This window comes from Succinispira mobilis DSM 6222 (assembly GCF_000384135.1).
GTDB lineage: Bacteria > Bacillota > Negativicutes > Acidaminococcales > Succinispiraceae > Succinispira > Succinispira mobilis.
Genome location: NZ_KB913028.1, coordinates 1,115,187 through 1,138,758 on the forward strand (window position 1 = coordinate 1,115,187; position 23,572 = coordinate 1,138,758).

The window sequence follows — 23,572 nt, forward strand, 5'->3', positions numbered from 1 at the left end:
AATGGGACTGTATCTAACCGACCAACTTATGTATGCCAGTTATTTTGCCCCGCGCGGAAGACAAAGGATGTTTTTACTAGGTCAACAACTTAGCCAAAGATATCTATCGCCTAATGATTTACTAATTGGAATAATTGGCGAATCTGGAGCCGGGAAATCTTCAATGATTAAAGGAATGTTTCCTGGATTAGAATTAACTAACGATGATGACGGCGTAAATATTCGCCCCTTACCACTTCTGAAAGATGAAAAAAGCAGTTTTTTTAATCCGCATACTTATCATGTTGATATGCGTTTTGAGCTTGCTTTTACACAAATTTATGAACTGGCAGAAGCGATAAAGCGGAAAATCAAACAGGGTAAAAGAGTAATAGTGGAACATTTTGAGTTGCTTTATCCAGCGCTATTTAGAAATGCGGATATTTTAATTGGGGTTGGTGCAGAAGTAATGTTGGTTAAACCAACATTGTTTGGTCCGGATCCTAATTTGCTGGCGAGTCTAGTTAAAAAGAATTTGAAATACCGCAAAATGGCACATTCTGCTGAAGATGTTACAGAGGAAGTGCTCCGCATCGAATATAATATTGATTTAGAATATGGACATCGTGATGTGCGCAAGGGATTTGTGTTAGAGTTAAAAGAAAAGCCTGAGATAAATTTGCGGGAACTAGAAGAAAAGGTTAAAAAATATATGCAAGAAGGTTTAGGAATTTCTTATGTAGATGATTCACATATAAAAATAGGGAATAATGTTAGTATTTGTACTGGTCCCAGATTACATGTGAAAAATACTAGTGAGATTGAAAACTTTAGACTTTCTAAGGACTTTATTTATGATGACAAGAGCAAGACTTATTTATTGGTTGGATTAGTTGGAAGTGAAGATGAACCTCTATACGGATTGAGTTACACAATTTAATAAATGACGGACGGATAATTCCGTCCGTCATTGTTATAAAGGTGGAGATATTATGCTAAACTGTCAATTGATTACACTTAATACTAAAAAAAACTATGAAAAAAAAGCAGTTGAAAATTTTTTGCAAAAATTTTCTTTGAGTTTTGACGAAACCGTCGATTATACGGTAGGACTATATTTAGAAGAAAAATTAATTGGGGTAGGCTCCACAAAAGAAAATATTATTAGAAATTTGGCAATAGAAGATCAGTATCAAGGCGAAGGATTATTAGCTAAATTGGTGCAACACTTGTTAGATTATTTATTTGCTCAAAAAATATATTCAGTAAGTGTTTTTACGAAAACCAGTAATATACAACTTTTTGAAAATCTGGGGTTTAAATTGTTAGCAAGAGTAGAACAAGCAAGTATGCTTGAATATAGTATTGACGAAAATAATCTAACTAATTTTTTGGTGAAAATGACTGAATTTGCACAAATATTACCTAAAGGATCAAGAGCAGGTATTGTGATGAATGCTAATCCTTTTACTTTAGGGCATCTGTATTTAGTAGAATTGGCAAGTCGCGAAAATGACGTAGTAATAGTAATGGTTGTAGAAGAGGACAAGGCTAAATTTTCTTTTAGTGAAAGAATTGAATTGGTAAGACAAGGAACTGCTCACTTAAATAATGTATGGGTAATTCCAAGTGGTAAATATGTTGTGTCTTCCAAAACTTTTCCAGCATATTTTACTAAAGGCATGGAAACTATTGAGGCTCAAACGAGACTAGATGCGACATTGTTCGCAGAGAAAATTGCACCTTGTCTAAAGATAAACATTAGATATGTTGGCGAAGAACCATATTGCCCGATTACAAATCATTACAATAAGGTTTTACAGGAAATTTTACCTAAAAATAATGTCGTGGTAAAAATCGTTTCTCGCAAAGAAGTCGAAACGCTTGGATATATTAGTGCTTCAAAAGTGCGTGATTTTTTAGAAAAAAAAGAATTTGCTAAATTAAAAACATTAGTGCCGAAAAGCACTTGGGAATATTTACAAAAATATAAATAAAAAATATTAATTGACAAAATGTATACAAAATAAATTGAGAAATACCTCTTTGAAGCAATTTAGCCTCTTGCAATTATTCTATTTTTTCAATACAATGATAAGGTAGTAAATATATATAGTATTGGGGGAATTTAAGAATGACTTTAAGAGAAGAAACATTAAAAATGCACAAAGATAATAATGGTAAATTAGCCGTATGTAGTAAGGTTCCAATGAATAATAGATATGATTTAAGTCTTGCCTACACTCCAGGTGTAGCCGAACCATGTAAAGATATCAAAGAAGATAAAAATCTTTCTTTTGACTATACTTGCCGTGGGAACATGATTGCAGTAGTAACTGATGGTACTCGCGTACTTGGATTAGGTGATATAGGCCCAGAAGCAGCGATGCCAGTAATGGAAGGAAAAGCAGTTCTATTTAAAACTTTTGGCGATGTTGATGCTGTGCCAATTTGCTTAGACACTAAAGACCCTGATGAATTTATTCGTACCGTAAGATTATTGCAACCAAACTATTCTGGAATTAACTTAGAGGATATATCTTCACCTAAGTGTTATGATATTGAAGATAAATTAAAAGAAATTATGGACATTCCTGTTTTTCATGATGACCAACATGGTACGGCAATAGCAGTATTAGCTGGAGTCATGGGTGGTTTAAGATTAGTTAAAAAAGATATTAAAACAGCAAAAATAGTTGTAAATGGTTGTGGAGCTGCTGGAACAGCAATCGGTAAGCTTTTTGTAAATATGGGTGCGGAAAATGTAACGATGGTTGATATGTTCGGAACCTTATATGAAGGAATTGATGTTCAATTAAATCGTGTACAGCAAGAGTTGGCTAAAACTACAAATAAAGCTAAATTCAAAGGCAATCTAGCGGATGCTGCTAAAGGGGCAGATGTATTGGTAGGCGTATCTGCACCTAATGTATTCACTAAAGAAATTTTAGAAACAATGAATACTGATGCAATTGTATTTGCGTGTGCTAATCCTGTGCCAGAAGTAAGCTATGAACTTGCTAAAGAAGCAGGAATCAGAGTTGCTGGAACTGGCCGTTCTGATGCACCAAATCAAATAAACAATGTAATTGTATTCCCAGGCGTATTCCGGGGGGCAATTGATGTGCGGGCAACTAGAATTACTGAAGAAATGAAAGTTGCGGCAGTAATGGCAATTACCAACTTGATAGCAGATGAAGATTTAAAAGAAGACTTTGTGTTGCCAGATGCCTTTGATCCTCGTGTTGCTCCAGCTGTAGCGGCTGCAGTAGCAAAAGTTGCTATTGAAACAGGTTATGCGCGCGTAAATGTAGATCCAGAAGTAGTAAGAGCAAACGCTGCAAAAAGAATCGGCAGATAAGATAATAGAAACAAGCGCAAAGACGGCTTAGGCCGTCTTGTGCGTTAATTTAGAAGATAAAATATGAGGTGAAAAGATATGCGTGAAATTTTAGCAAGTGAAATAACTAAAGCGGTAGAAAAATTATCGATAGATGCAAGTTATTATTTAACTGAAGATGTTTTATGTGGTCTTAAAAAAGCAGCGGTGACGGAAGAATCTCCTCTAGGAAAAGAAATTATTGAAACAATTGTAGAAAATGCAGTTTTAGCAAAGGAAAATGATGTGCCAATCTGTCAAGATACTGGAATGGCCGTAATTTTTGTTAAACTTGGACAAGATGTTCATGTTATTGGTGGCGATATTTATCAGGCAATTAATGCTGGAGTTGCTAGTGGTTATACGAAAGGTTATTTGCGTAAATCAGTAGTAAATGATCCAGTATTTGCAAGAATTAATACAAAAGACAATACTCCAGCAGTGGTACATTTGCAAATTGTGCCAGGAGATAAAATTGATATAACTTTAGCCCCAAAAGGTTTTGGCAGTGAAAATATGGGGGCACTAAAAATGTGCAAACCATCTGAAGGCGTCGAAGGGGTTATAGATTTTGTAGTGGAAACAGTTAAAAAAGCTGGACCTAATCCCTGTCCGCCGATTGTAGTTGGCGTAGGTATTGGCGGTACTATGGAAAAAGCGACAATGTTGGCGAAAGAGTCTTTGATAAGACCATTAGGGAAAAGTAATTCCGATGAAAAATATGCGCAGTTAGAAAAAGAAATTTTGGCAAAAGTTAATGCTAGTGGTATTGGTCCTCAAGGTTTAGGGGGGAGAAATACAGCTTTAGCAGTACATATAGAATACTACCCAACACATATTGCGGGCATGCCTGTAGCAGTGAACATCAACTGTCATGCATCTAGACATGCACATGTAGAGATATAGGAGGGTTAATAATTATGGAAAATACAATTAAAAAAATTACAGCCCCAATGGACAAAGAAACAGTACGTTCCTTAAAAGCTGGTGATAGTGTGAGAATTACTGGCACTATCTATACTTCACGTGATGCTGCTCACAAACGTATGGTAGAAGCCCTAGAAGCTGGGCAAGGGTTGCCTATAGACGTAACTGGTCAAATTATTTATTATGTAGGGCCTACACCAGCGAAGCCAGGTCAAGTTATTGGTTCGGCTGGACCAACAACAAGTGGCAGAATGGATAAATATGCGCCAGTTTTGATTGAGCAAGGCTTGGCGGGGATGATAGGTAAGGGCCTACGTTCTGCGGAAGTTGTTGAGGCAATGAAAAAACATGGTGCTGTATATTTTGCTGCAATTGGTGGTGCAGCAGCTGTTATTGCAAAAACGATAAAATCATATGAGGTATTGGCTTATGATGATTTAGGGGCAGAAGCTTTAGCTAAATTGACGGTGGAAGATTTTCCTGCGATTGTCGTAATAGATTCTCAAGGAAATGATTTTTATAAACAAGGTATTGAAAAATACAAACAAGATTAGTTAACTTAAACGTAGAATACAATTATAAAATAATTGCATTCTACGTTTTTATAGTTTTAAAATTAAAGTAAATAAAGCTCAGATTTAATATCTTGTTAGTTGAGAAATAAAGTGTATAAAATAAATAGTGTCTGCATAAAAAAGTATTGACAAAGTTTAACTAAAGATATATAATTACATATGTGATTCGGGGCGTGGCTCAGCTTGGTAGAGCACCTGTCTTGGGAACAGGGGGTCGCAGGTTCAAATCCTGCCGCTCCGACCAGTAATTACATAAGCGGGTGTAGCTCAATGGTAGAGTTCTAGCCTTCCAAGCTAGCTGCGTGGGTTCGATCCCCATCACCCGCTCCATTTTTTTTCTTCGAGTCCCAGTAGCTCAGTTGGATAGAGCAACGGCCTTCTAAGCCGTGGGTCGGGAGTTCGAATCTCTCCTGGGACACCATGATATTACAGCCTGTACTGCGAATGTACAGGCTTTTTTTATTGGGTGGGTGCAAAAAGCCGTGTATCATTGGGTGCAGAGTGGGTGCAGACGAGGGTAAAAATAAATCTCAAAGATATTTTGTTCTATGTCAGATGTTTTTGTGTGAATAATAAAGAAGCATATTTAGACTGGATTGAGAATGAAAAAGTTCTTAATCCAGTTTTAACTTTTTGAAGAAGCAATGAATAATAATCTATTGCGGAAACGATTGAAATTTTTAAGACTAAAAGAAACACGTGTTAGTACTTTAGCACTATTGTTACAACCTTCAGTATAACCATTAGTGAAGCTAGTATTTAAAGCAGCAATAATTTCGTTTTTCCAAGAATAAATGGTATCGACAAGTTTACTAAATTTATCAATTCCTGACTGTTTAGCTTTTTCGTACCAGATTAAAAGGTTTTTTAAAATATCTTTGCTACTAATAGCATTATGAAACAATTCTTATTAGGAAAACAAGTTTTAGCTAAACGTCTAAATAAAGTGCTCATATCCATGACAATATAAGCAACTTTATCTCGCTCTGCTTTTGAGAAACTCATAAAATATTGATATAAATCTTCAACTTTTCTATTGTGCAAAATATCAAGAGTTTGTTTTTTGGCAACGTCCGTAATAATACACTGATATTTTTCATGATCTGTATTTCCTTTGAATTCGTCAATAGCAAGGACTTTAGGTAGTTGGGCTTTAGGATAACTAATTAAATTTGCCTTACGTATAACAGTAGTATTTGAGCAACCTAATTCAGAAGCAATACTTGTATAAGAGCGCATTTCGGCTAACTTAGATATGATGTGTTGTGTGAATCTATCAGTCATGCGCTGATATTTTGTTATAAAATTATTGTTTTCATAAAAAGCTTTATTGCAAGAAGAACAAAAATAGCGACGTTTTCTTAAAAGCAGATAGGTTTTTTGCATAAATGCAGGCAAATCCTTAATTTTTTGGAATCTATAATTGTTAATTCTAGTAGTTATTGAAGCACAATAAGGGCAGATATGTGGCTTTTTAGGCAATTCTATGAAAATTAAAGTTTCATTTAAATTTCTTTGAACTTTTGTTATAATGACATCTTCCAGTCCGAGTAATTTTTGTGTATAATTATCTGTACTGAGCATGATTTGAAAATCCTCCTTTGATTTGTTTCGCAACTTTATCATAAAGGATTTTTCAATATCACAACATATTTTTTTATAAAAAATATGTTGTGATATGCAGAAATTTTCCACACACCACAACATATATTATAGAGCCTTTTTTGGATATCACTGATGCAAAAGGAGTTTTTATAACTAATTTGGCTCAAGAAAGTATTAATCAGCGTAAAAAGTCTAGTGTTTTCTCTGACTTACAAGATAAATCAGAAGCTTTTCAAAAGGAATATATAGCTGAAGTTTCCGGAAAACGCTATATAGCTAATATGAAAAGAGTTCCGGAAACAAAATGGGCAATTATTGTTTCTCAAGATTATGACGTAGCTTTTGCAATCCTTTATAAAATCCAGCTTTTATTTTTAATTATTACAACCATGATTGTTGTAGGTGTTTTTATCTTTACTCGTAAAAAAATGGATCAAATTGTAAGTGCTTTTCTTAGTCTTAACCAGCGTTTTTCCGAAATTGCAAATGGAAGGTTTCAAATTAGAGCAGAGAAAAGTAGCTTTTTGGAATTAAACCAAATGGCGGATTCCTTTAACTATATGGCAGCCTGTTTACAGGAACGTGATGCTAGGCTTAATGAAATGGTTCGTTTGGATACATTAACAGGTTTGGCCAATCGATTTTGCTTTATTCAGTGGCTCAATGAAGCTACTAGTACAAAAAATACAGAACAATTTGCTTTAGTTTTTTTAGATTTGGATAACTTTAAAGGTATAAATGATACCTATGGACATTGGATAGGCGATCAGGTTCTTAGAGAATTAGCCGTCAAACTACAAAAGGTAACCACTGAAAAGATTTGTTTGGCTCGTTTTGGTGGTGATGAATTTGTTTTTTTATGTAAAGATTGGAACAAGACTAAGGGCATAACTTGGTTAGAAAATTTAAAGGGGCTATTAGCAGAACCGACTAAAGTTGAAGAGTATAATTTTTCTTTTGAGGCAAGCATTGGCGTAGCAATATTTCCTGATGATAGTAAAAGTGTTGATGAATTGTTGAAATATGCAGATTTAGCTATGTATCAAGCAAAATATCAAGGGAAAAATAATTTTAAATTTTATCACCATAATATGATGGCTAAGTTACGTCGCAAAAATGAGCTAGAAGAGGCATTAAAAAATCCGCAACTGTTTAATGAGTTGTTTTTGAACTATCAGCCGTTATATTTGAGGGAGACGAAAGAATTACGAGGATTTGAAGCTTTGTTACGTTGGCAGTCTGCTAAACTAGGGCTGGTTTCACCAGCAGAATTTATCCCGATTGCTGAGGAAACAGGGCGGATTTTAGAAATTGGTAGTTGGGTTTTAAAAACAGCTATTGCAAAACTTGCAGAAATAAATCTTGAAAAATCTGATAAATCTTTGATTATGTCCGTTAATATTTCGGCCTTGCAACTAAAAGAATTTAATTTTGCTAAGTTTGTAGCCAAGGAGCTAGAAAGTTGTATTGTACAGCCAGCGCAGTTAGAACTCGAAATAACGGAAAGTGCGGTTATTGATTCTTACGGAGAAGCTATAGCTGTATTAAATGAAATTAGAGCTTTGGGTATTAGGGTTGCGCTGGATGATTTTGGTACGGGGTATTCTTCTTTATCATATTTACATCATTTACCAATAGATACGATTAAAATTGATCGTTCCTTAGTTGCAGATATTGCAAATAATAACAGAACACAGGATATGTTTGAAGGAATAGTGAGTTTATCTAAAAAACTGGGTTTGGATATTGTCGCAGAAGGCATAGAAACTCAAGAACAGATAGAAATTTTAAATAAATTGCGAATTGACTTTTTCCAAGGATATTTTTTGAAAAAACCAATCCATGAAAAGGAGATTCGTGAATTTTACTTAAATTTATTTGCTGATGAATAAAAACTGGAACTTATCTCCAATTAGAGATAAGTTCCAGTTTTAACTTTTAGAATATAAATTTATTTTGGACTAAGATATAAAAGATAGTGCCAGTAGCTATTGAAAATAGCATATGTCTAAATTTTAAATGAATTAGAATTATAATTATTGTAGAAGATATTTCTGGTAAGGCGTGGTTAGAGCTAGTAAAGTTTAAATCTTTCAGGCAATAAATAACCAACATTCCCAAAACAGCTGCCGGCAATTGATGACCCAGATATTGTAGATAACCAGGAATTTGTTTGCCCGCGGGGAAAAATAAAAAAGGTAAAAATCTAGTTAACATTGTGCCTGAAATCACTGCAACTATGGTGAAAAGTTCTTCAATAAAAGTCATTGCAAATCACCTCTTTAGGGGGAATTTTATTTTTAATAAGAGTAAGAACAAGCACCATTATAAGCATTGCTGGAAGCATAAAATTATTTACTCCCCAAAAGATTATACAAATTATGGGAAAGATAATGCCGATCATTGAACTAAGATATTTTTTTTCGGTTAAGAGTTGTTCAATAAAAATAACTATAAAAAGTGCAGTCATAACAAAAGAAAGTCCAGGAATTTGAAGTGTGAAAAATGAGCCCAGAAAACCGCCTAATGCAGAGCCTAGAAACCAATAAAAGTGATTTAAAATAGTAACATAAAGCATATAAGAATTTTTATCCGTTTTGCTAGAAATATTTGATGTATAGTTAATAGAAAAAGACTCATCACACATTCCAAAAATAAGATAAGATTTTCGCCAACCGTTAAGTCTGTTATAGGGTTCAAGCATTGCTAGTCCGTAAAATAAATGGCGAGCATTAACCATTAGGGTAAGTAAAAAAGCCCCAAGAGGATCAAAGGTGCTTAACAAAAGGTTGACAGTTAAAAATTCCATTGAACCAGCAAAAATCAAAGTTGACATTAAAGCAGGATATAGCGGGTTGAAACCTGCTGAAGTCATGTAAATACCATAGGCCATTCCAAGAAATAAGAAGCCTGCAAAAATAGGAACTGTGTTGATAAAAGCTAATTTAAAGGCGGCTTTCTCAGAAGTAGAAAAATTTCTAAATAAAATATTCATTTGCGCATAATCACTCCTATATATTTATAAAAAATCGACAATGCTTAATTTGATGACAATTTTACCATTGCGAATACATATAATCAATGATAAAATTGTATGTATTACAATTTAGAAGGTGAATTATGCCAATAAACTCTTTTGAAAATTACCCAATGTCTTGGAAACCAGAAAAATCTCGGTTAAAAAAACCCTACTATTTAGCGATTGCAGAAGCCCTAAGCCACGATATTGCATTAGGAATATTATTACCAAATACTAAATTACCGCCCCAAAGAGAATTGGCAGATTTTTTAGATTTGAATTTTACGACAATAACACGTGCCTATAAAAATTGTGAGTTAAGAGGTGTTATTTATACTATTCGAGGAAGTGGGACTTTTGTTTCGCCAAATGCAGCTCGTACAGTAACAATTTCTGCGGACAATTACACTGGAAATAGTATAGATTTAGCCTTTGTTGCGTCTTTTGAAGAGTGTAATGAACTTATAGCGTCACAACTGCCTAATTTGCTTAAAAATCGCTATTTGCCTGAGCTACTAAACTATAATGAACCAACGGGTATGCGACATCAAAAATTAGCAGGAATTTCTTGGATGCGAGAATTTGGTATAGAAGCTACAATTGATACTATGGCAATAGTATCGGGGGCTCAAAATGCGTTGTTGATCACGCTGTTGGCCTTATTTGAACCAGGCAGCAAGATTGCAGTTGATATCTACACATATCCTAATTTTATTGAATTGGCCAAACTACTACATATTCAATTAGTTGCTATTCCAGGTGATGATGAGGGAATGTTAGCAGAACAGCTGGATAATCAATGTGAATTGCAAAACATAAAAGGGGCATTTTTTATGCCTTCATGCGCAAACCCCACGACTATAGTAATAAGTAATCAGCGTAGAAAAGATTTGTGTGCGGTTATAAAAAAAAACAATTTAGTAGTTATTGAAGATGATAGTTACTCTTTTCTTTTTGAACGGCGAGAACACCTGGAGAATCCAGCGTTTTTCACAAGATTACCAGAAACTACTGTATATATATGTGGCACTTCCAAGTCAATTTGTTCAGGGCTTAGGGTTGCATATATTGTTTTTCCAAAAAAAATAGCAGATAAAATTTTTCAAGCTATCTTCAACTCAAATGTGAAAACGTCTTCATTTACAGCAGAAATAATAACACAGTTAATTTTAACAGGTGAAGCTGGAAAAATAGTTTTAGCGAAAAAAAACTTAGCTAGAGAAGCGAATTGCTTGTTTTTTAAGTATTTTTCATTGCCAAATGAACAGCAAGCTCAACTTAGTTTTTTTAGATGGTTACCAATTGCAAATTATGATAATATAGGTGAGCTGGAAAATTTGTTTTTACGAAATGGTATTCGTGTTTTTCATTCGAGCATATTTTTATCATCAAGAAAAAGTGAGCAACAATTTTTACGGGTAGCTTTATCTGGAACTAGTTCATTGTTACAACTTGAAAAAGGGTTGAAAATATTGCAGCAAATAGTTCAATTGCGATAAAAAATCTAAAAAATAATAAAGAAAACACTCTAATTGTTTTCAAAATGAGATAATGCAAAACAATTAGAGTGTTTTTTCATACTAACTTTCAATAAATTCGATTTTCCAATTGTAGCGGTTATTTGTTTGATCTTTAACATAATAAAAATAGGCTGAGAAAATATGCCCTTTTTTACTTTTTAAGCCACGAAAACCAACTCGCCCATTTTCTAAAAGTAATTTAATCATTTCTGGAGATATTTGCTTACCAAATCCATTTATATATTTGTCATTTTTCCAAATAGTAAACTTACAACCATTTTTCCAATTGCTGCAACTAAAACTCTGAGCAGTTTCAATAATTGGGTTGTTGCATTCTGGGCATAACCCTAGAACTATCGAATCAGGACTAATATTGATTATAGCACCAAAAGTAGGGGTGGTTTTAATTTTTTCTACCGACATTTGAACAAAATTAGTAATCATTGTAATAAAATTGATTTTTGAAAATTTTTGTCTTTCAATATCTGCAAGTGTTTTTTCTAATTTACCAGTATATTCTAAATCGAAGAGCTCGGGAACTGGAAATTTTTCCACTAGCATTGTTCCGAGTTCAGTACAAACTAAGTTTTTACCTTTGGCTTTAATATAACCGACGTCTTTAAGTTTTTTGATTGTTTCTGCTCGAGTTGCTGGTGTACCGATACTGAACCCACTTAAAATAGAGAGCATCATTTCTTCGGCTTCATCCTGTTCATAACTTTTACCACAAGTTTCCATAACTCTTAGCAAAGTCTTTTCAGTGTGTGCCTTGGGAGCCTTCCTCTTGACTTCAGTGATTCTGGTATTTTCTACTTCAACTATTTCATTTTCCATTACTTGCGGCAATAAAACTTCTTTTGCGGTTATTTTTTCAATCTTTTTCCAACCTTCTACCAATTGAACCTTGCCTTTGCTGGTCAAAATTCCAGGTAGCGGGTTATCTAATAGCTGGATAGTTAAGATAGTTTCTTCGTTTTCTGCAAGAGGCATAAATTGTGCAAGAAAACGATTTTTTATTTCCTGATACACAATAATTTCATCTTTACTTAGGTTGTTAGGCGAAATATAAGTAGGAATAATAGCAGAGTGACTTTCAACTTTGCTACTATCGAAAACTCTTTTATGGGTGTGAAAAACAATTTCTGTGGCTAGGGGATGATTTTTTTTATGCGTTTCTAAAACTTTTTTAGTTTTTTCAATTAAACTATCATCTAAAACTTGACTAGCAGTACGTGGGTAAGTTATAGCTTTTTTTTCATATAAATCCTGAGCAACCTTGAGAACTTTATCAGAAGTCCAATCCTTATATTTACTAGTTATGGTACCCTGCAAATTAGAAAGGTTAAAAAGGTAGGGCGGGTATTCTTTTTTTCGCTCAACCGATTTCGTGATTATAGTTGCTCTTTGGTTTATAATTTTAGAACATAAATCTTCCAAGAATTCTTTAGTTTCAAATTTTTCACTATTATTTTCATAGTAAACAGCTTCAAAGCTTGTATTATTGGAAGTTTGCAAATCAACTAATAACTTGTAGTATCTAGATTCCTTAAAATTGACAATTTCTTTATCTCGATCATAAATAATTTTCAAAGTGGGCAATAAAACTCGCCCAATATTGAGCATTTTTATATTTTTATCTGCTTGATATTTAACTGTAGCTACTGCTGTAAGATTTATCCCGATTAACCAATCAGCCCATTGACGGCCTAAGCCAGCATCTTGCAAATTTTGCATTTCGCTATTAGGTTTTAAACAATTTAGACCACGTAGAACTTCATTACTGGTCCATTCCGTTAGAAGTAGTCTTTCTACAGGTTTATCTGTTTTTAAATATAAAATTAGTTCGTCAAAAATTATTTGCCCCTCTCTGTCATCATCAGTTGCGGCAATAATACTAATAATATCTTTTCGGGCAATCAAATTATTAATAATCATTAGCTGTTTTTGTGCACCACTATCACATTGGTCTTTATTATTATTAGAGCTTTTAATTTTATATTTAAAAACCTCTGGAATATAGGGGAAGTATTCTAAACGCCAACTAGTTAAGTTTGGCTCATAATCTTTAACATCATACAATTGCAACAGATGTCCAAAAGCCCAACTTATTACATAATTATTGCCCTCTATATACCCATCTTTACGAAGAGTTGCGCCCACAGCTTCTGCAATATTACGTGCAACAGAAGGTTTTTCGGCTATAATTAGTTTTTTCAAAATACGACCTCTTTTCAGTGTTTATTATGTTTTTAATTATAACATTAAATTTTGGATTGGATAAGTTTTACTCAAGTTTAAATATAAGAAAGATTTATTTATGGTGGTCTATTAAAACCTAATTGTTAAGAGACTAAGCTTAGATTTTTAAAGAATTTAATAAAAAATCACAAAAAAGATATATTAATAATATTAGTTGTGGTATAATTCAAACATTGATAGGTAATTAGTCATAGCTAATTAGGATTTTAGCCTGTTTAATTAAAATTTAAATTTTAAAAGAATAATAAGGAACAGGGTAACATTTTGCGGTATAGTTTAGATATAGGCAGGCTTTTGTTTGCGTATATCTTTTTATTGTGCCCACAATATATAGTATATAGATTAGCGGCTGAATTTTTTATGCTATATAGGTAAAAAAGACCTTGGTTTTTTGAAAAGTAAATAATAAGAAGTTTTATTAAACAGCAGGCATCATTCCTGATCTTTGGCTAAAAGCCTAAGGCCGCTTACTAATTCTAATAGATGTGGCACAAAACTGGAAATTTAATTAAAGTGATGTGCAAAAATATTTAGGCAAATTATTAGGCAAAACTGCTATAAATTATAGCAATTTTTGTTCAGAAAAAAGTGGTTCTGAGCGCAATTTAAAAAGAAATGAGGGAAATGATGCAATGAAAATGACAGTTGGGAAAAAAATTATGGGTGGATTTATTTTTGTTATTTTAGTTACAGCTATAATGAGTGCGTATACTTATTTAAAGACGGATGACATTAGTAAAGATTATCAAAACGTAATGAATCTAAATATTGAAAAAATTGTTCTATCAGAAGAATTGGCCACAGAGATTGCCGAAGAGGCTGCTACTGTAAGACGCTTTAATTTAACTAAAGATCTGGCAGCTAAGGATAAGTTTGAAAAGTTAAAAATAACTTCAGATCAAAAAATAACTAAAATGGAAAAAATGTTTGTAACAGAGAAAGCCCAAACTTTAATTAAAAAGATAAAAGATAACAAAGCTACTTATGAAGATTTTGCAGTAAAAGCTATGGCTGCACAAGTGGCAGGAGATCAAGTGCAACTAAATAGCTTTATTGTACAAGGGGCTAAACCTTACGATATTGCAGCTGATGGGACAAAAGAATTAGTAGAAATGATTAAAGTTTTTGTTGCCAATGAACAAAAGAAAATTGCAGATGAAGTTTCAAGTGTGCAAAACACAATATTAACTATAAACTTACTTATTTTTGCAATTGCAATTGCTGTGAGTTTTGTAATTAGCCGTGGCATCTCAACTATTGCACAACAACTGGTTAAAGCAGCACATCAAATTGCTAATGGGGAAATAACTAGTGAAGATGTAACAACAACAGCTACTGATGAAATGGGGCAGATGGCTAGAGCTTTTTCGCAAATGAAAGATAATTTAAGAAATTTAATTAAAGAAGTTGCTAAATCTGCAGAGTATGTTAGCGCTTCGTCTGAAGAATTGACTGCCAGTGCAAATCAGTCTGCTTTAGCAGCTAACCAAATTGCTGGTGCTATTGATAATATTGCCCAAGGGACAGCTACGCAAATGGAGGCGATAGATAATACTTCTGTTGTTGTAGAACAATTGTCCGCAAGTGTGCAACAAGTTGCTGCAAATGCCAATGAAGTAGCAGTTTTATCTAACAAAACTGCAGATGCAGCACATAATGGTGGCGGTGCGATTGAAAATGCAGTTAAGCAAATGCATCAAATAGAAGTTGCGGTGGGTATTTCAGCGCAAATGGTAAGTACCTTGGGTGAACGTTCAAAAGAAATAGGCCAAATTGTGGATACTATTGCAGGAATAGCTGGTCAAACTAATTTACTGGCGCTTAATGCGGCAATCGAAGCTGCTCGAGCTGGTGAACAGGGACGAGGATTTGCAGTGGTTGCCGAAGAAGTTCGAAAATTAGCGGAACAATCACAAGAAGCGGCGAAACAAATAGCAGAATTAATTGGTGGTATTCAAAATGATACTAAACAAGCGGTATTAGCTATGGACGATGGGACTAGAGAAGTCCAAGTAGGTTCGGAAGTGGTCATTAATGCCGGTGCAGCTTTTAAAGAAATTGAAAAAAATATTCAGCTAGTGTCGAAACAAGTTCAAGAAATATCAGCGGTAATGCAACAGATGGCTGGTGGTAGTGAACAAATTGTAGGCGCAGTCAATGATATAGATGAAACGAGTAAAAAATCTGTAAGTGCTACACAAAATGTTTCGGCAGCTACTGAAGAACAATCAGCTTCAGTTGAAGAGATTGCGGCAGCGAGTCAAGCGTTGGCTAAATTAGCAGAAGACTTACGTATGGCTGTGAGTGTTTTTAAAATTTCTTAAATGAAAAATTTGATATTTTAACATTAGTAATGAGTGTGTGAAATATAAAAAAATTAAAAATATTTGCACATAAAGGTAGTGAATATAGTACAATTGTTATGTAATATATTTCTTGTGAAATTAAGCAGCGCCTTTCCAATTTGGATTTAGGCAAAATGTAGCCAGACAGTCAATTAAAATGGAGTGATGTAAATGAAGTTATTATTAACAGAAACATCAATAATGAACAGAATCCGCATTCAGTTTACCATTTCTACATTGCTTACTATTATCTGTATTGGAATAGTTGTTTTTTATAATTGGCGAATGTCGATAAATGAAACAATTTATAAGTTGCAGGAAGAATCTAGCAAGAATATTGAATTTGCTGTAGAGTACTATATTCAAAAACCTATGTCAATTAATCGAATTAGTCAAAGTTTAATTGAAAATAATCTTATTCAAATTAATGATAAATTGGAGCGACAGAAATTTTTCCCGAATATCTTGCTTGCCGCGGATACCAATATATACAGCGTTAGCTATGGGACAGGAACTGGAGAATATTTTGGTGCTAGACGTGTTGCTGAAAACAAAATTCAGTATATACTTGTAGACGCTAGTACCCAGGGGCATTCACAATATTTTAATTTAGATGATAAACTGGAGGTTCAGAAATTAAGTTTTACCTTAGGTAAATTTGATCCGCGGAGTCGAGATTGGTATCAGAAAGCTAAACTAAAAAAGATGACAACTTTTTCTAATATTTACAAACACTTTGTATTAGAAGACTTAGCATTGACTGCTGCTTATCCGGTTTATTCCCCCGCGGGGCAATTACAAGGTGTTTTTGGTGCACACATAGCTTTGTCAAAAATTAGTGAATATCTAGAGAAAATTTCTCAAGATATAGGTGCAATAGCTTATATCGTAGAAAGTGATTCTGATGAACTAGTTGCTAATTCTGTAAAAAAAGTTAATTTTTCAAAAAATGAACAAGGTAACTTTAGAAGAATAAATATTTCTCAGATTTTAGTATTAGGGCCTACCGTGACTATAAGGAACAAGGGATACAATATTCTTTGCTCGACATAGCTGGAGATAAGTTAAACTTTAAAATAATGCCTTTTTCTTATCAAGGTCTAAACTGGTTAATAATAACTTTAATTCCCGAATCGCCTTATATTAAATACATTTATTCAAGCATGTTTTACGCTAGTATACTTACGGCTTTGATTGTTTTTGTAGCAATTAGCATTTGGACTCGAAGTATCAAGCACTCACTACAACCAGTATACTATTTGATGGATATTTCTGAAAATTTTTCTCATTGTGATCTTACGCAAAGAGCAAAAATTCGCAAAACAGATGAAGTTGGTAAATTAGCATGTGCGTTTAATAATATGGCTGAAGAAATCTGTTTGTTGATTAATAATCTAGAATCTAAGGTGCGGGAACGGACTTTAGAACTAGAAAAAGCCAATACAGAGCTTAATACAGCAAAAGCGGAAATAGAAATCGCGGCACAATTAGACTTTTTAACAGGTTTATATAATAGACGATTTATGTTGGCAAAATTAGAAGAGTATGTTTCAAATGAAAAATTCAAAGATAACAGTTTAGCGGTATTATTAATAGATGTAGATTTTTTTAAAAAAGTAAATGACACCTATGGCCATGATGTAGGTGATATGGGTTTGAAAGTAATATCTCAAAAACTTCAAGAAACAATTAGAGTAGGGGATATAGTGGCACGCTGGGGCGGCGAAGAATTTTTGATTTTCGCTAATAATTCTAATCGTGTCGGCGCTGAAAAATTAGCGGAACGCTTAAGAAGTGAAATTCAAGGAACAAAAATAGAGTATCAGAACAAGGAAATATTTGTGACAATTTCTTTAGGTATAGCACTAAATAGTTTTGATATACAAAATAATGTAACTCTATTAATAAGAAGAGCAGATGAAGCTTTGTACTTAGCTAAAAGTAAAGGTCGAAATCGCTTTGAGATGTGGACAAATACAATAGAAAAATAATAAAAAACAAAACCTTCGAGTTGCATCTAGCAATTAGAAGGTTTTGTTTCTTATTTGTTATTTTCACCATAAATTGCATAGCAATTTTTACCTTGTTTTTTAGCTTTATAAAGGGCTTGGTCGCTTTTTTTCAAAACTACATCAATACAGTAATTATTAGAATTACTAAAAGCAATCCCTATACTAGCTGATAAGCACCTTGTTGGTTCAAAAGGCGCAAAGATTTTTGTTACTTCATGGAGAAAAAAATCAGCACGAGCCTTAATTGTTTCTTGAGTGAATGTTTCATCTAAAATTACGACAAACTCATCCCCGCCTATTCGGACTAGCGTTTCTGTAGGAAAGAATGTTTTTAACAGATCGCTGAATTGACAAAGAATTTTATCGCCGAATAAATGCCCGTAGGTGTCATTAACATTTTTAAAATTGTCCAAGTCGATATATAGTAAATTTAATTTTCGAGTATCTGTTGTATTAGTTATTTCATGTAGATAATGACGAACATAGAGCCCAGTAAGCTGATCAGTATAAGCTAGTTGACGCAATTGATTTTCAAAACTTTTCTCTAAAGTTACATCACGATAGATATGTATATTACCGATATTATCTTTAAAAAAATTAAAAAGAGGATGAGTTTGTAAATCAAGAATAATTTCTGTATTATCTTTATAAAGATGAATATTTTTATGGGCATCAAAAAAGAGACTTTCGAAATTAGAATCTTGGATAAGGGCATTAAAGTCGTATATTTTCCCTAAAAAAGTTTTATGATCAATACCGAATATTTCTCGAAATTTTTTGTTGACACTAAGTACGTGGTGCTCATTGTCCTCAATCAAAACAGCAAAAGGCATGCTATTTAAAATCAATTCTAATTCTGTATTGATGTTTTTCAATTCAGTTATATCATAGGCGCAGCCTAGAGTCCCTACCAAGTTGTCTTTTTCATCAAATATAGGAGCCTTATACGTAGTAAATTGGCGCATTCCTTTTTTACTAAAAACTTTTTCATCAAATGCTTGAGGTTTTTTAGAGTCAATAATGACTAAATCAGTATCTAAACAAACGTAATCACTTCTCTCATATACTTCTTTGGGAATATCCCAGATATAATAGTGGTTTTTACCTTCAATATCAGTTTTTGCCTTACCTACTAAATCACAAAAAGCATCGTTGACTTTCAAATGAATTCCAGCGAGATTTTTAAACCAGACAAGACTAGGTATATTATTTATTAAAGTATCTAAGTAAGTATTTGTTTGATGTAACTCTCTGTTGGTTTTAAGAGAATCAAGGAAAGTCTTAAATTGAGGTTTAAATAGCTTGGAATTAGCAAAATTGAACCAAATATTATAGATATGCGAAGTGCAAAATTCTAACTTTTGAGGCAAAGCCCCTTGCTTAATGAGGAAAATAGTAGGAATTGTAGTTACAGAAAAATCTAAAGTTAATTCTTCAGCAAAATTAGTATCTAAGATAAGGTAGTCTATTGAGCAGGAAGTTTCATACGTTCTTGCGGTATTGAATTTTATGGGAATTGAAGAAAATTCAATAGCCAATTTAGTAAGTGTTTGTTCGATTTCGGAGTCGGAACTTAATATAAGAATGTTAATTTGGTAATTATACAAAAAGAACTCCCCTCCTTAAGAAAATCTATATTCTTTTATTATATCAATAAATATAGAAATGTAAAATATGTTATAATAACTTAGAAAGAAATTAACGGAGGTTAATATGCAAAATTTTATTTATGACATTGATACTAAAATATATTTCGGTAAAAATCAACTGGATAATCTAATAATTGAGTTAAATAATCTAGGTGCAAAAAAACCGCTTATAGTATATGGTGGAGGTAGCATCAAAGCAAATGGTATTTATAAAAAAATAATTATGCTTTTGAAATCAGCAGGATTATTATGGGAGGAATTAGCTGGTGTTCAGCCGAATCCTAGAGTTGAAACCGTTGAAGAAGGAATAAAAATTTGTCGTGAAAAAAACTGTGATATTATTTTAGCTGTTGGCGGGGGTTCGAGCATTGATACAGCTAAATTAATTGCAACGGCAGTTTTTTATCCAGCTGAAGCATGGGATATTGTCAAGGCGCCGAATAAAATAGTTGACGCCTTACCAATTATCACAGTTGTAACAATGGCGGCAACTGGTAGTGAGATGAATACTATTGCAGTTATTTCCAATATGAAAACGAAAGAAAAAATCGGTACTCGACATCCATTAATGCGGCCTAAAGTATCTTTTTTAGATCCAACCTATACTTTTACAGTCTCAAGATATCAAACTGCTGCTGGAGTTGTAGATATCATGTCGCATGTTTTAGAAAATTATTTTAGTAGGTATCGAGCTAGTTTTATTCAAGATAAGATGTGTGAAGGATTATTACAAGCTTGTATAAAATATGGACCGATTGCCTTACAAACTCCTAATAATTATGAAGCACGAGCTAATTTGATGTGGGCGGCTAGTTGGGCAATAAACGGTTCTTTATCACTTGGCAAAGCAGATCCATGGTCATGTCATAGCATTGAACATCAATTATCAGCTTATTATGATATAACACATGGTGTAGGGTTAGCGATTATTATTCCACATTGGATGGAATATGTTCTTAAAGAAGAAACATTGGATAAATTTTATGAGTACGGCACCAATGTTTGGAATATTGATGCTGGCTTAGATAAGGAAAGCGTTGCTAGATTGGCAATAGCAAAAACTCGACAGTTTTTTTCAGCGTTAGGAATGCCTGAGAAACTGCACGAGCTAGATGTTTCTGAAACTTACTTCGAAGAAATGTCGGAAAAAGCTGCAACTTTGGCTTTGAAAACTGCATATGTTGCTTTAAGCAGCGAGGATATAAATAAAATATACAGAGCTGCATTATAATATTTATCTTTTACAGCAAAGAAATCTTTAACAGGAATGTTAAGGATTTCTTTTGATTTGGGGTTGAAAAATTACAAGTCAATTGTTGCATAAATGTGTTATAATTATACTTGCTTTAAAAAAATATTAGGAGGCCAAATAATGATCAAAGAAAAAGAAAAAAAGCAACAGGCGGAATACTGGGATTTATTGAACGCGTAGGCAATAAAATACCAGATATTACGATTTTATTTATTATTGCTTTTTTAGTGGTATGCGTAGTATCTGCAATCTTGTCATGTGTTCAATTCGCATATATTCATCCAGCTACAGGGAAAACCATTCAAATAACAAATATGCTTAGTGGGGCAGCAATGGTTGATTTGTTAAGTAAAATGGTAAATAATTATGCCAGTTTTCCACCTTTAGGAATGGTGATAGTTGCAACATTAGGTATTGGTGTTGCAGAAGGATCAGGTTATATTAATACAGGCTTAAAAAAACTATTATCTATAACACCAAAGTTCTTAATAACACCGACAGTAATCTTTGTGGGGATGTTGAGTCATTTAGCCCCAGATTCAGGTTATGTAATTATTATTCCGATTGCGGCAGCAATGTTTTATGCAGCCGGGAAACACCCCTTAGCAGGGATAGGAGCTTCTTTTGCGGGAATAGCAGGAGCATTTGCAGCAAACTATACTCCTTCAGCAATTGACCCTGTTATTCAAGGTTTTACTCAAAGTGCGGCACGTATCATTGATCCTAGTTATGAAGTAAATGTTTTGTGCAATTATTTCTACTCATTTGGGGCAACGTTTTTTGTTATAGCTAGCTGTTGGTATACAACAGAAAAAATTGTTGAGCCATGGTTGAAAAAAGCTTGTCCGCTAGACAAAGATATTATTGAGGAAAATGATGCTCGCGCTGAAATTAGTTCACAAGAAAATAAAGCATTTATTATTGCCACAGGATTTATTTTTTTGATGCTTTTAGGTTTAGGGTTAGCACTTATACCAGAAAACTCGCTATTAAGAGATCCGTCTGGTAACATTGCTAGTTTTAAAGCACCAATAATGCAATCTATAGTATCAATTATTTTTGTCTTAGCAGCAGGTACGGTGATTGTTTACGGAATTGTTTCGGGAAATTTTAAATCGCCACGTGATTTTACCAAGGCTATGGAAGATATTGCTAAAACGTTAGTTCAACTAATTGTATTTTATTTCTTTGCGGCGCAATTTTTATATGCTTTTGGCAAGTCTAATATAGGCGCGTTAATTGCTGTTTCGGGAGCAGAATTTCTTAAAGCTCTTGCGTTACCACCACAAGTTACAATTTTCGGAATAATAATGCTAGTTGCGTTTTTAAATTTGATTATAACTTCTGCTTCAGCTAAATGGGCGATTTTAGCTCCGATCTTTGTACCAATGCTTATGGCTGTAGGTATTGCCCCAGAGCTTACTCAAGTTGCTTTTAGAGTTAGTGACTCGGCCGTAAACGTTGTAACGCCAATGTTTGCCTTTTATCCTTTATTGTCAAAAATATGTTAAATCAGCAGGTATCGGGACACTAAGTTCGATGATGTTACCTTACACAATAACACTAATGATTGTGCTGACAGTTATGCTATACTTATTTTGGTGGTTTGATATTCCATTAGGTTTTCAAGCGGATTATTTATACCCACGTCGCTAAAAATCTTTAAAAAGTTATGTTCCTAAATTTAATATCATTATAAAGGAAGTGTTTTTTATGAGACAAAGATTAGTTGACAGATTCTTCCGTTATGTAGCTGTTAGTAGTCAAAGTAAGACAGGAGTATTAGAAGTTCCTAGTACACCAGGGCAACGCGAACTTGCTGAAGTTTTAAAAAAAGATTTAGCAGAATTAGGCTTAGTAGACTTATCTTTAAGTGACACATCAGTATTAATTGGCAGACTACCAGCAAATTTACCAGAAGAGTTTAAAGGGGAATTACCCAAGGTTGGTTTTATAGCTCATCTTGATACAGTTGATGTTAATTTAAGTCCCAATATAAAACCTCAGATAATTAAAAATTATGCTGGAGAAGATATTTGCTTAAATAAAGATCAGGCAATATTCATAAGAGTAGCAGAACATCCTGAATTAAAAAAATACATTGGACAAGATATTATTTGCAGTGATGGTACTAGTGTTTTAGGAGCAGATAATAAGGCAGCGATAGCTACCATGCTTACGACCTTAGAGATCTTACAAGCAGACAAAACGCTTTATCATGGTGAGCTGTATTTTGTATTTGTTCCAGATGAGGAAGTTGGTTTAAAGGGCGCAAAAACTATTGATTTTTCAAAACTTCCTATTGATTTTGCCTATACAATTGATTGTTGTGAACTTGGAGAAGTTGTTTATGAAACTTTTAATGCTGGAAGTGCAATTATTAATATAAAGGGGATAAGTGCACATCCGATGTCAGCAAAGGGGGTACTTCTAAATCCAACTTTAGTAGCAGTTGACTTGATAAATTGTTTCAATCGATTAGAAACACCTGAAAATACTGATGGAACTGATGGATATATTTGGGTACAAGCAATGGAGTCCAATCAAAGCTTAGCCAAAGTTACTTTAAATATTCGTGATCATAATAAATTACGTTATGAAAATAGAAAAAAATACATACAAGAAGTAATAGAATTTATTAAATTAAGGTATCCTCGAGCTAAAATTGAATATACTTTAACTGATGTATATGGTAATATTCGCGATGCAATTACGGATGAAAATAAAAATTGTGTTGATTATATTTACCAAGCGATGAAAAATTTGCAAATTGAACCAAAAACAATTGCAATGCGCGGTGGAACAGATGGTTCATACATTTCAACTCAAGGGATACCTACACCTAATTTTTTCACCGGTGCTCATAATTTTCATTCTAATAGTGAGTTTTTGCCAATAGATTCTTTTGAAAAATCTTGTGCAATGATGTTAGAAATTGTTAAATTGATTTATACTAATAAAAACAAATGAAGTTGATTTTAAAATAAAAATTTCATCGAATATAAACCATTATGATATAATTACTTTAAAAACCAGCTTAATACAATGTAA

Annotated in this window: 18 protein-coding genes, 3 tRNA genes and 1 pseudogene; 16 read left to right on the forward strand and 6 right to left on the reverse strand. The window is 33.4% G+C overall.

Translation table 11 applies throughout. From position 1 onward, the window contains the following. Position 1 precedes the first annotated feature (1 nt). The 8 genes from SUCMO_RS0105340 (at position 2) to SUCMO_RS0105375 (ending at position 5,281) form a co-directional block, all read left to right on the forward strand. The gene (locus tag SUCMO_RS0105340; RefSeq protein ID WP_019879529.1) at positions 2-919 is read left to right on the forward strand and encodes a hypothetical protein; all 918 of its coding nucleotides are present in this window, start codon (positions 2-4) and stop codon (positions 917-919) included. A gap of 52 nt (positions 920-971) precedes the next feature. After that, a complete protein-coding gene (gene citC / locus SUCMO_RS10805) occupies positions 972-1,976 on the forward strand; it encodes a [citrate (pro-3S)-lyase] ligase (RefSeq protein ID WP_019879531.1) in 1,005 nt (334 codons plus the stop codon). Positions 1,977-2,113: 137 nt separating this feature from the next. After that, positions 2,114-3,340 carry an NAD(P)-dependent malic enzyme gene (locus SUCMO_RS0105350; RefSeq protein WP_019879532.1) on the forward strand — a complete coding sequence of 409 codons (1,227 nt, stop codon included), beginning with the start codon at positions 2,114-2,116 and terminating at the stop codon, positions 3,338-3,340. A 78-nt stretch (positions 3,341-3,418) separates the two neighbouring features. Next, positions 3,419-4,264 carry a fumarate hydratase gene (locus SUCMO_RS0105355; RefSeq protein WP_019879533.1) on the forward strand — a complete coding sequence of 282 codons (846 nt, stop codon included), beginning with the start codon at positions 3,419-3,421 and terminating at the stop codon, positions 4,262-4,264. Between the two features lie 14 nt (positions 4,265-4,278). Continuing rightward, positions 4,279-4,839 carry a Fe-S-containing hydro-lyase gene (locus SUCMO_RS0105360; RefSeq protein WP_019879534.1) on the forward strand — a complete coding sequence of 187 codons (561 nt, stop codon included), beginning with the start codon at positions 4,279-4,281 and terminating at the stop codon, positions 4,837-4,839. 188 nt (positions 4,840-5,027) lie between these two features. Next, a tRNA-Pro gene (locus tag SUCMO_RS0105365) sits at positions 5,028-5,104 on the forward strand. Between the two features lie 12 nt (positions 5,105-5,116). Next, positions 5,117-5,190 (forward strand) — tRNA-Gly (locus SUCMO_RS0105370). Positions 5,191-5,204: 14 nt separating this feature from the next. Continuing rightward, positions 5,205-5,281 (forward strand) — tRNA-Arg (locus SUCMO_RS0105375). 204 nt (positions 5,282-5,485) lie between these two features. Here the strand turns inward: SUCMO_RS0105375 and SUCMO_RS11755 are convergent. Together SUCMO_RS11755 and SUCMO_RS10390 are read right to left on the reverse strand one after the other, a co-directional pair. After that, positions 5,486-5,764, reverse strand: a complete 279-nt coding sequence (locus SUCMO_RS11755) for a transposase (RefSeq protein ID WP_019879536.1) — start codon at positions 5,762-5,764, stop codon at positions 5,486-5,488. After that, a complete protein-coding gene (locus tag SUCMO_RS10390) occupies positions 5,728-6,444 on the reverse strand; it encodes an ISL3 family transposase (RefSeq protein ID WP_019879537.1) in 717 nt (238 codons plus the stop codon). Before SUCMO_RS10390 ends, SUCMO_RS11755 begins: the two co-directional genes overlap by 37 nt. Positions 6,445-6,623: 179 nt before the next feature. Here SUCMO_RS10390 and SUCMO_RS10395 point away from each other — a divergent pair, with 179 nt between their 5' ends. Further along, on the forward strand, positions 6,624-8,357 hold the full coding sequence (locus SUCMO_RS10395; protein WP_211209228.1) for an EAL domain-containing protein: 1,734 nt from the start codon (positions 6,624-6,626) through the stop codon (positions 8,355-8,357). Between the two features lie 46 nt (positions 8,358-8,403). On the opposite strand, the gene SUCMO_RS0105400 is transcribed toward SUCMO_RS10395, so the two are convergent. Both SUCMO_RS0105400 and SUCMO_RS0105405 read right to left on the reverse strand, forming a co-directional pair. Then, positions 8,404-8,733, reverse strand: a complete 330-nt coding sequence (locus SUCMO_RS0105400; RefSeq protein ID WP_019879539.1) for a branched-chain amino acid transporter permease — start codon at positions 8,731-8,733, stop codon at positions 8,404-8,406. Continuing rightward, a complete protein-coding gene (locus tag SUCMO_RS0105405) occupies positions 8,720-9,460 on the reverse strand; it encodes an AzlC family ABC transporter permease (RefSeq protein ID WP_019879540.1) in 741 nt (246 codons plus the stop codon). The genes SUCMO_RS0105400 and SUCMO_RS0105405 overlap by 14 nt, the downstream gene beginning before the upstream one ends. 125 nt (positions 9,461-9,585) lie before the next feature. Between SUCMO_RS0105405 and SUCMO_RS0105410 the strand changes: the two genes are divergently transcribed. After that, positions 9,586-10,983, forward strand: coding sequence for an aminotransferase-like domain-containing protein (locus SUCMO_RS0105410; RefSeq protein ID WP_019879541.1), 1,398 nt, complete (start codon positions 9,586-9,588; stop codon positions 10,981-10,983). An 81-nt stretch (positions 10,984-11,064) separates the two neighbouring features. Here the strand turns inward: SUCMO_RS0105410 and SUCMO_RS0105415 are convergent, their stop codons facing one another. Next, positions 11,065-13,221, reverse strand: coding sequence for a type IA DNA topoisomerase (locus SUCMO_RS0105415; protein ID WP_019879542.1), 2,157 nt, complete (start codon positions 13,219-13,221; stop codon positions 11,065-11,067). A gap of 560 nt (positions 13,222-13,781) precedes the next feature. Between SUCMO_RS0105415 and SUCMO_RS0105420 the strand changes: the two genes are divergently transcribed. From SUCMO_RS0105420 to SUCMO_RS10970, 3 genes are all read left to right on the forward strand, one after another. Further along, positions 13,782-15,587 carry a methyl-accepting chemotaxis protein gene (locus SUCMO_RS0105420; RefSeq protein ID WP_019879544.1) on the forward strand — a complete coding sequence of 602 codons (1,806 nt, stop codon included), beginning with the start codon at positions 13,782-13,784 and terminating at the stop codon, positions 15,585-15,587. 192 nt (positions 15,588-15,779) lie between these two features. After that, positions 15,780-16,661, forward strand: a complete 882-nt coding sequence (locus tag SUCMO_RS10810; protein WP_019879545.1) for a cache domain-containing protein — start codon at positions 15,780-15,782, stop codon at positions 16,659-16,661. Beyond that, a complete protein-coding gene (locus SUCMO_RS10970) occupies positions 16,649-17,599 on the forward strand; it encodes a GGDEF domain-containing protein (protein WP_019879547.1) in 951 nt (316 codons plus the stop codon). Before SUCMO_RS10810 ends, SUCMO_RS10970 begins: the two co-directional genes overlap by 13 nt. A gap of 50 nt (positions 17,600-17,649) precedes the next feature. Here SUCMO_RS10970 and SUCMO_RS10405 read toward each other — a convergent pair whose 3' ends face one another. Further along, on the reverse strand, positions 17,650-19,227 hold the full coding sequence (locus SUCMO_RS10405) for a sensor domain-containing diguanylate cyclase (RefSeq protein ID WP_019879548.1): 1,578 nt from the start codon (positions 19,225-19,227) through the stop codon (positions 17,650-17,652). A gap of 106 nt (positions 19,228-19,333) precedes the next feature. Here SUCMO_RS10405 and SUCMO_RS0105440 point away from each other — a divergent pair, with 106 nt between their 5' ends. The 3 genes and pseudogenes from SUCMO_RS0105440 (at position 19,334) to pepT (ending at position 23,491) form a co-directional block, all read left to right on the forward strand. Beyond that, on the forward strand, positions 19,334-20,500 hold the full coding sequence (locus tag SUCMO_RS0105440) for an iron-containing alcohol dehydrogenase (RefSeq protein WP_019879549.1): 1,167 nt from the start codon (positions 19,334-19,336) through the stop codon (positions 20,498-20,500). A gap of 125 nt (positions 20,501-20,625) precedes the next feature. Beyond that, positions 20,626-22,177, forward strand: a pseudogene (locus SUCMO_RS10815) (AbgT family transporter). 57 nt (positions 22,178-22,234) lie between these two features. Then, positions 22,235-23,491, forward strand: coding sequence for a peptidase T (gene pepT, locus SUCMO_RS0105450; protein WP_019879551.1), 1,257 nt, complete (start codon positions 22,235-22,237; stop codon positions 23,489-23,491). The last annotated feature ends 81 nt before the right edge of the window (positions 23,492-23,572 follow it).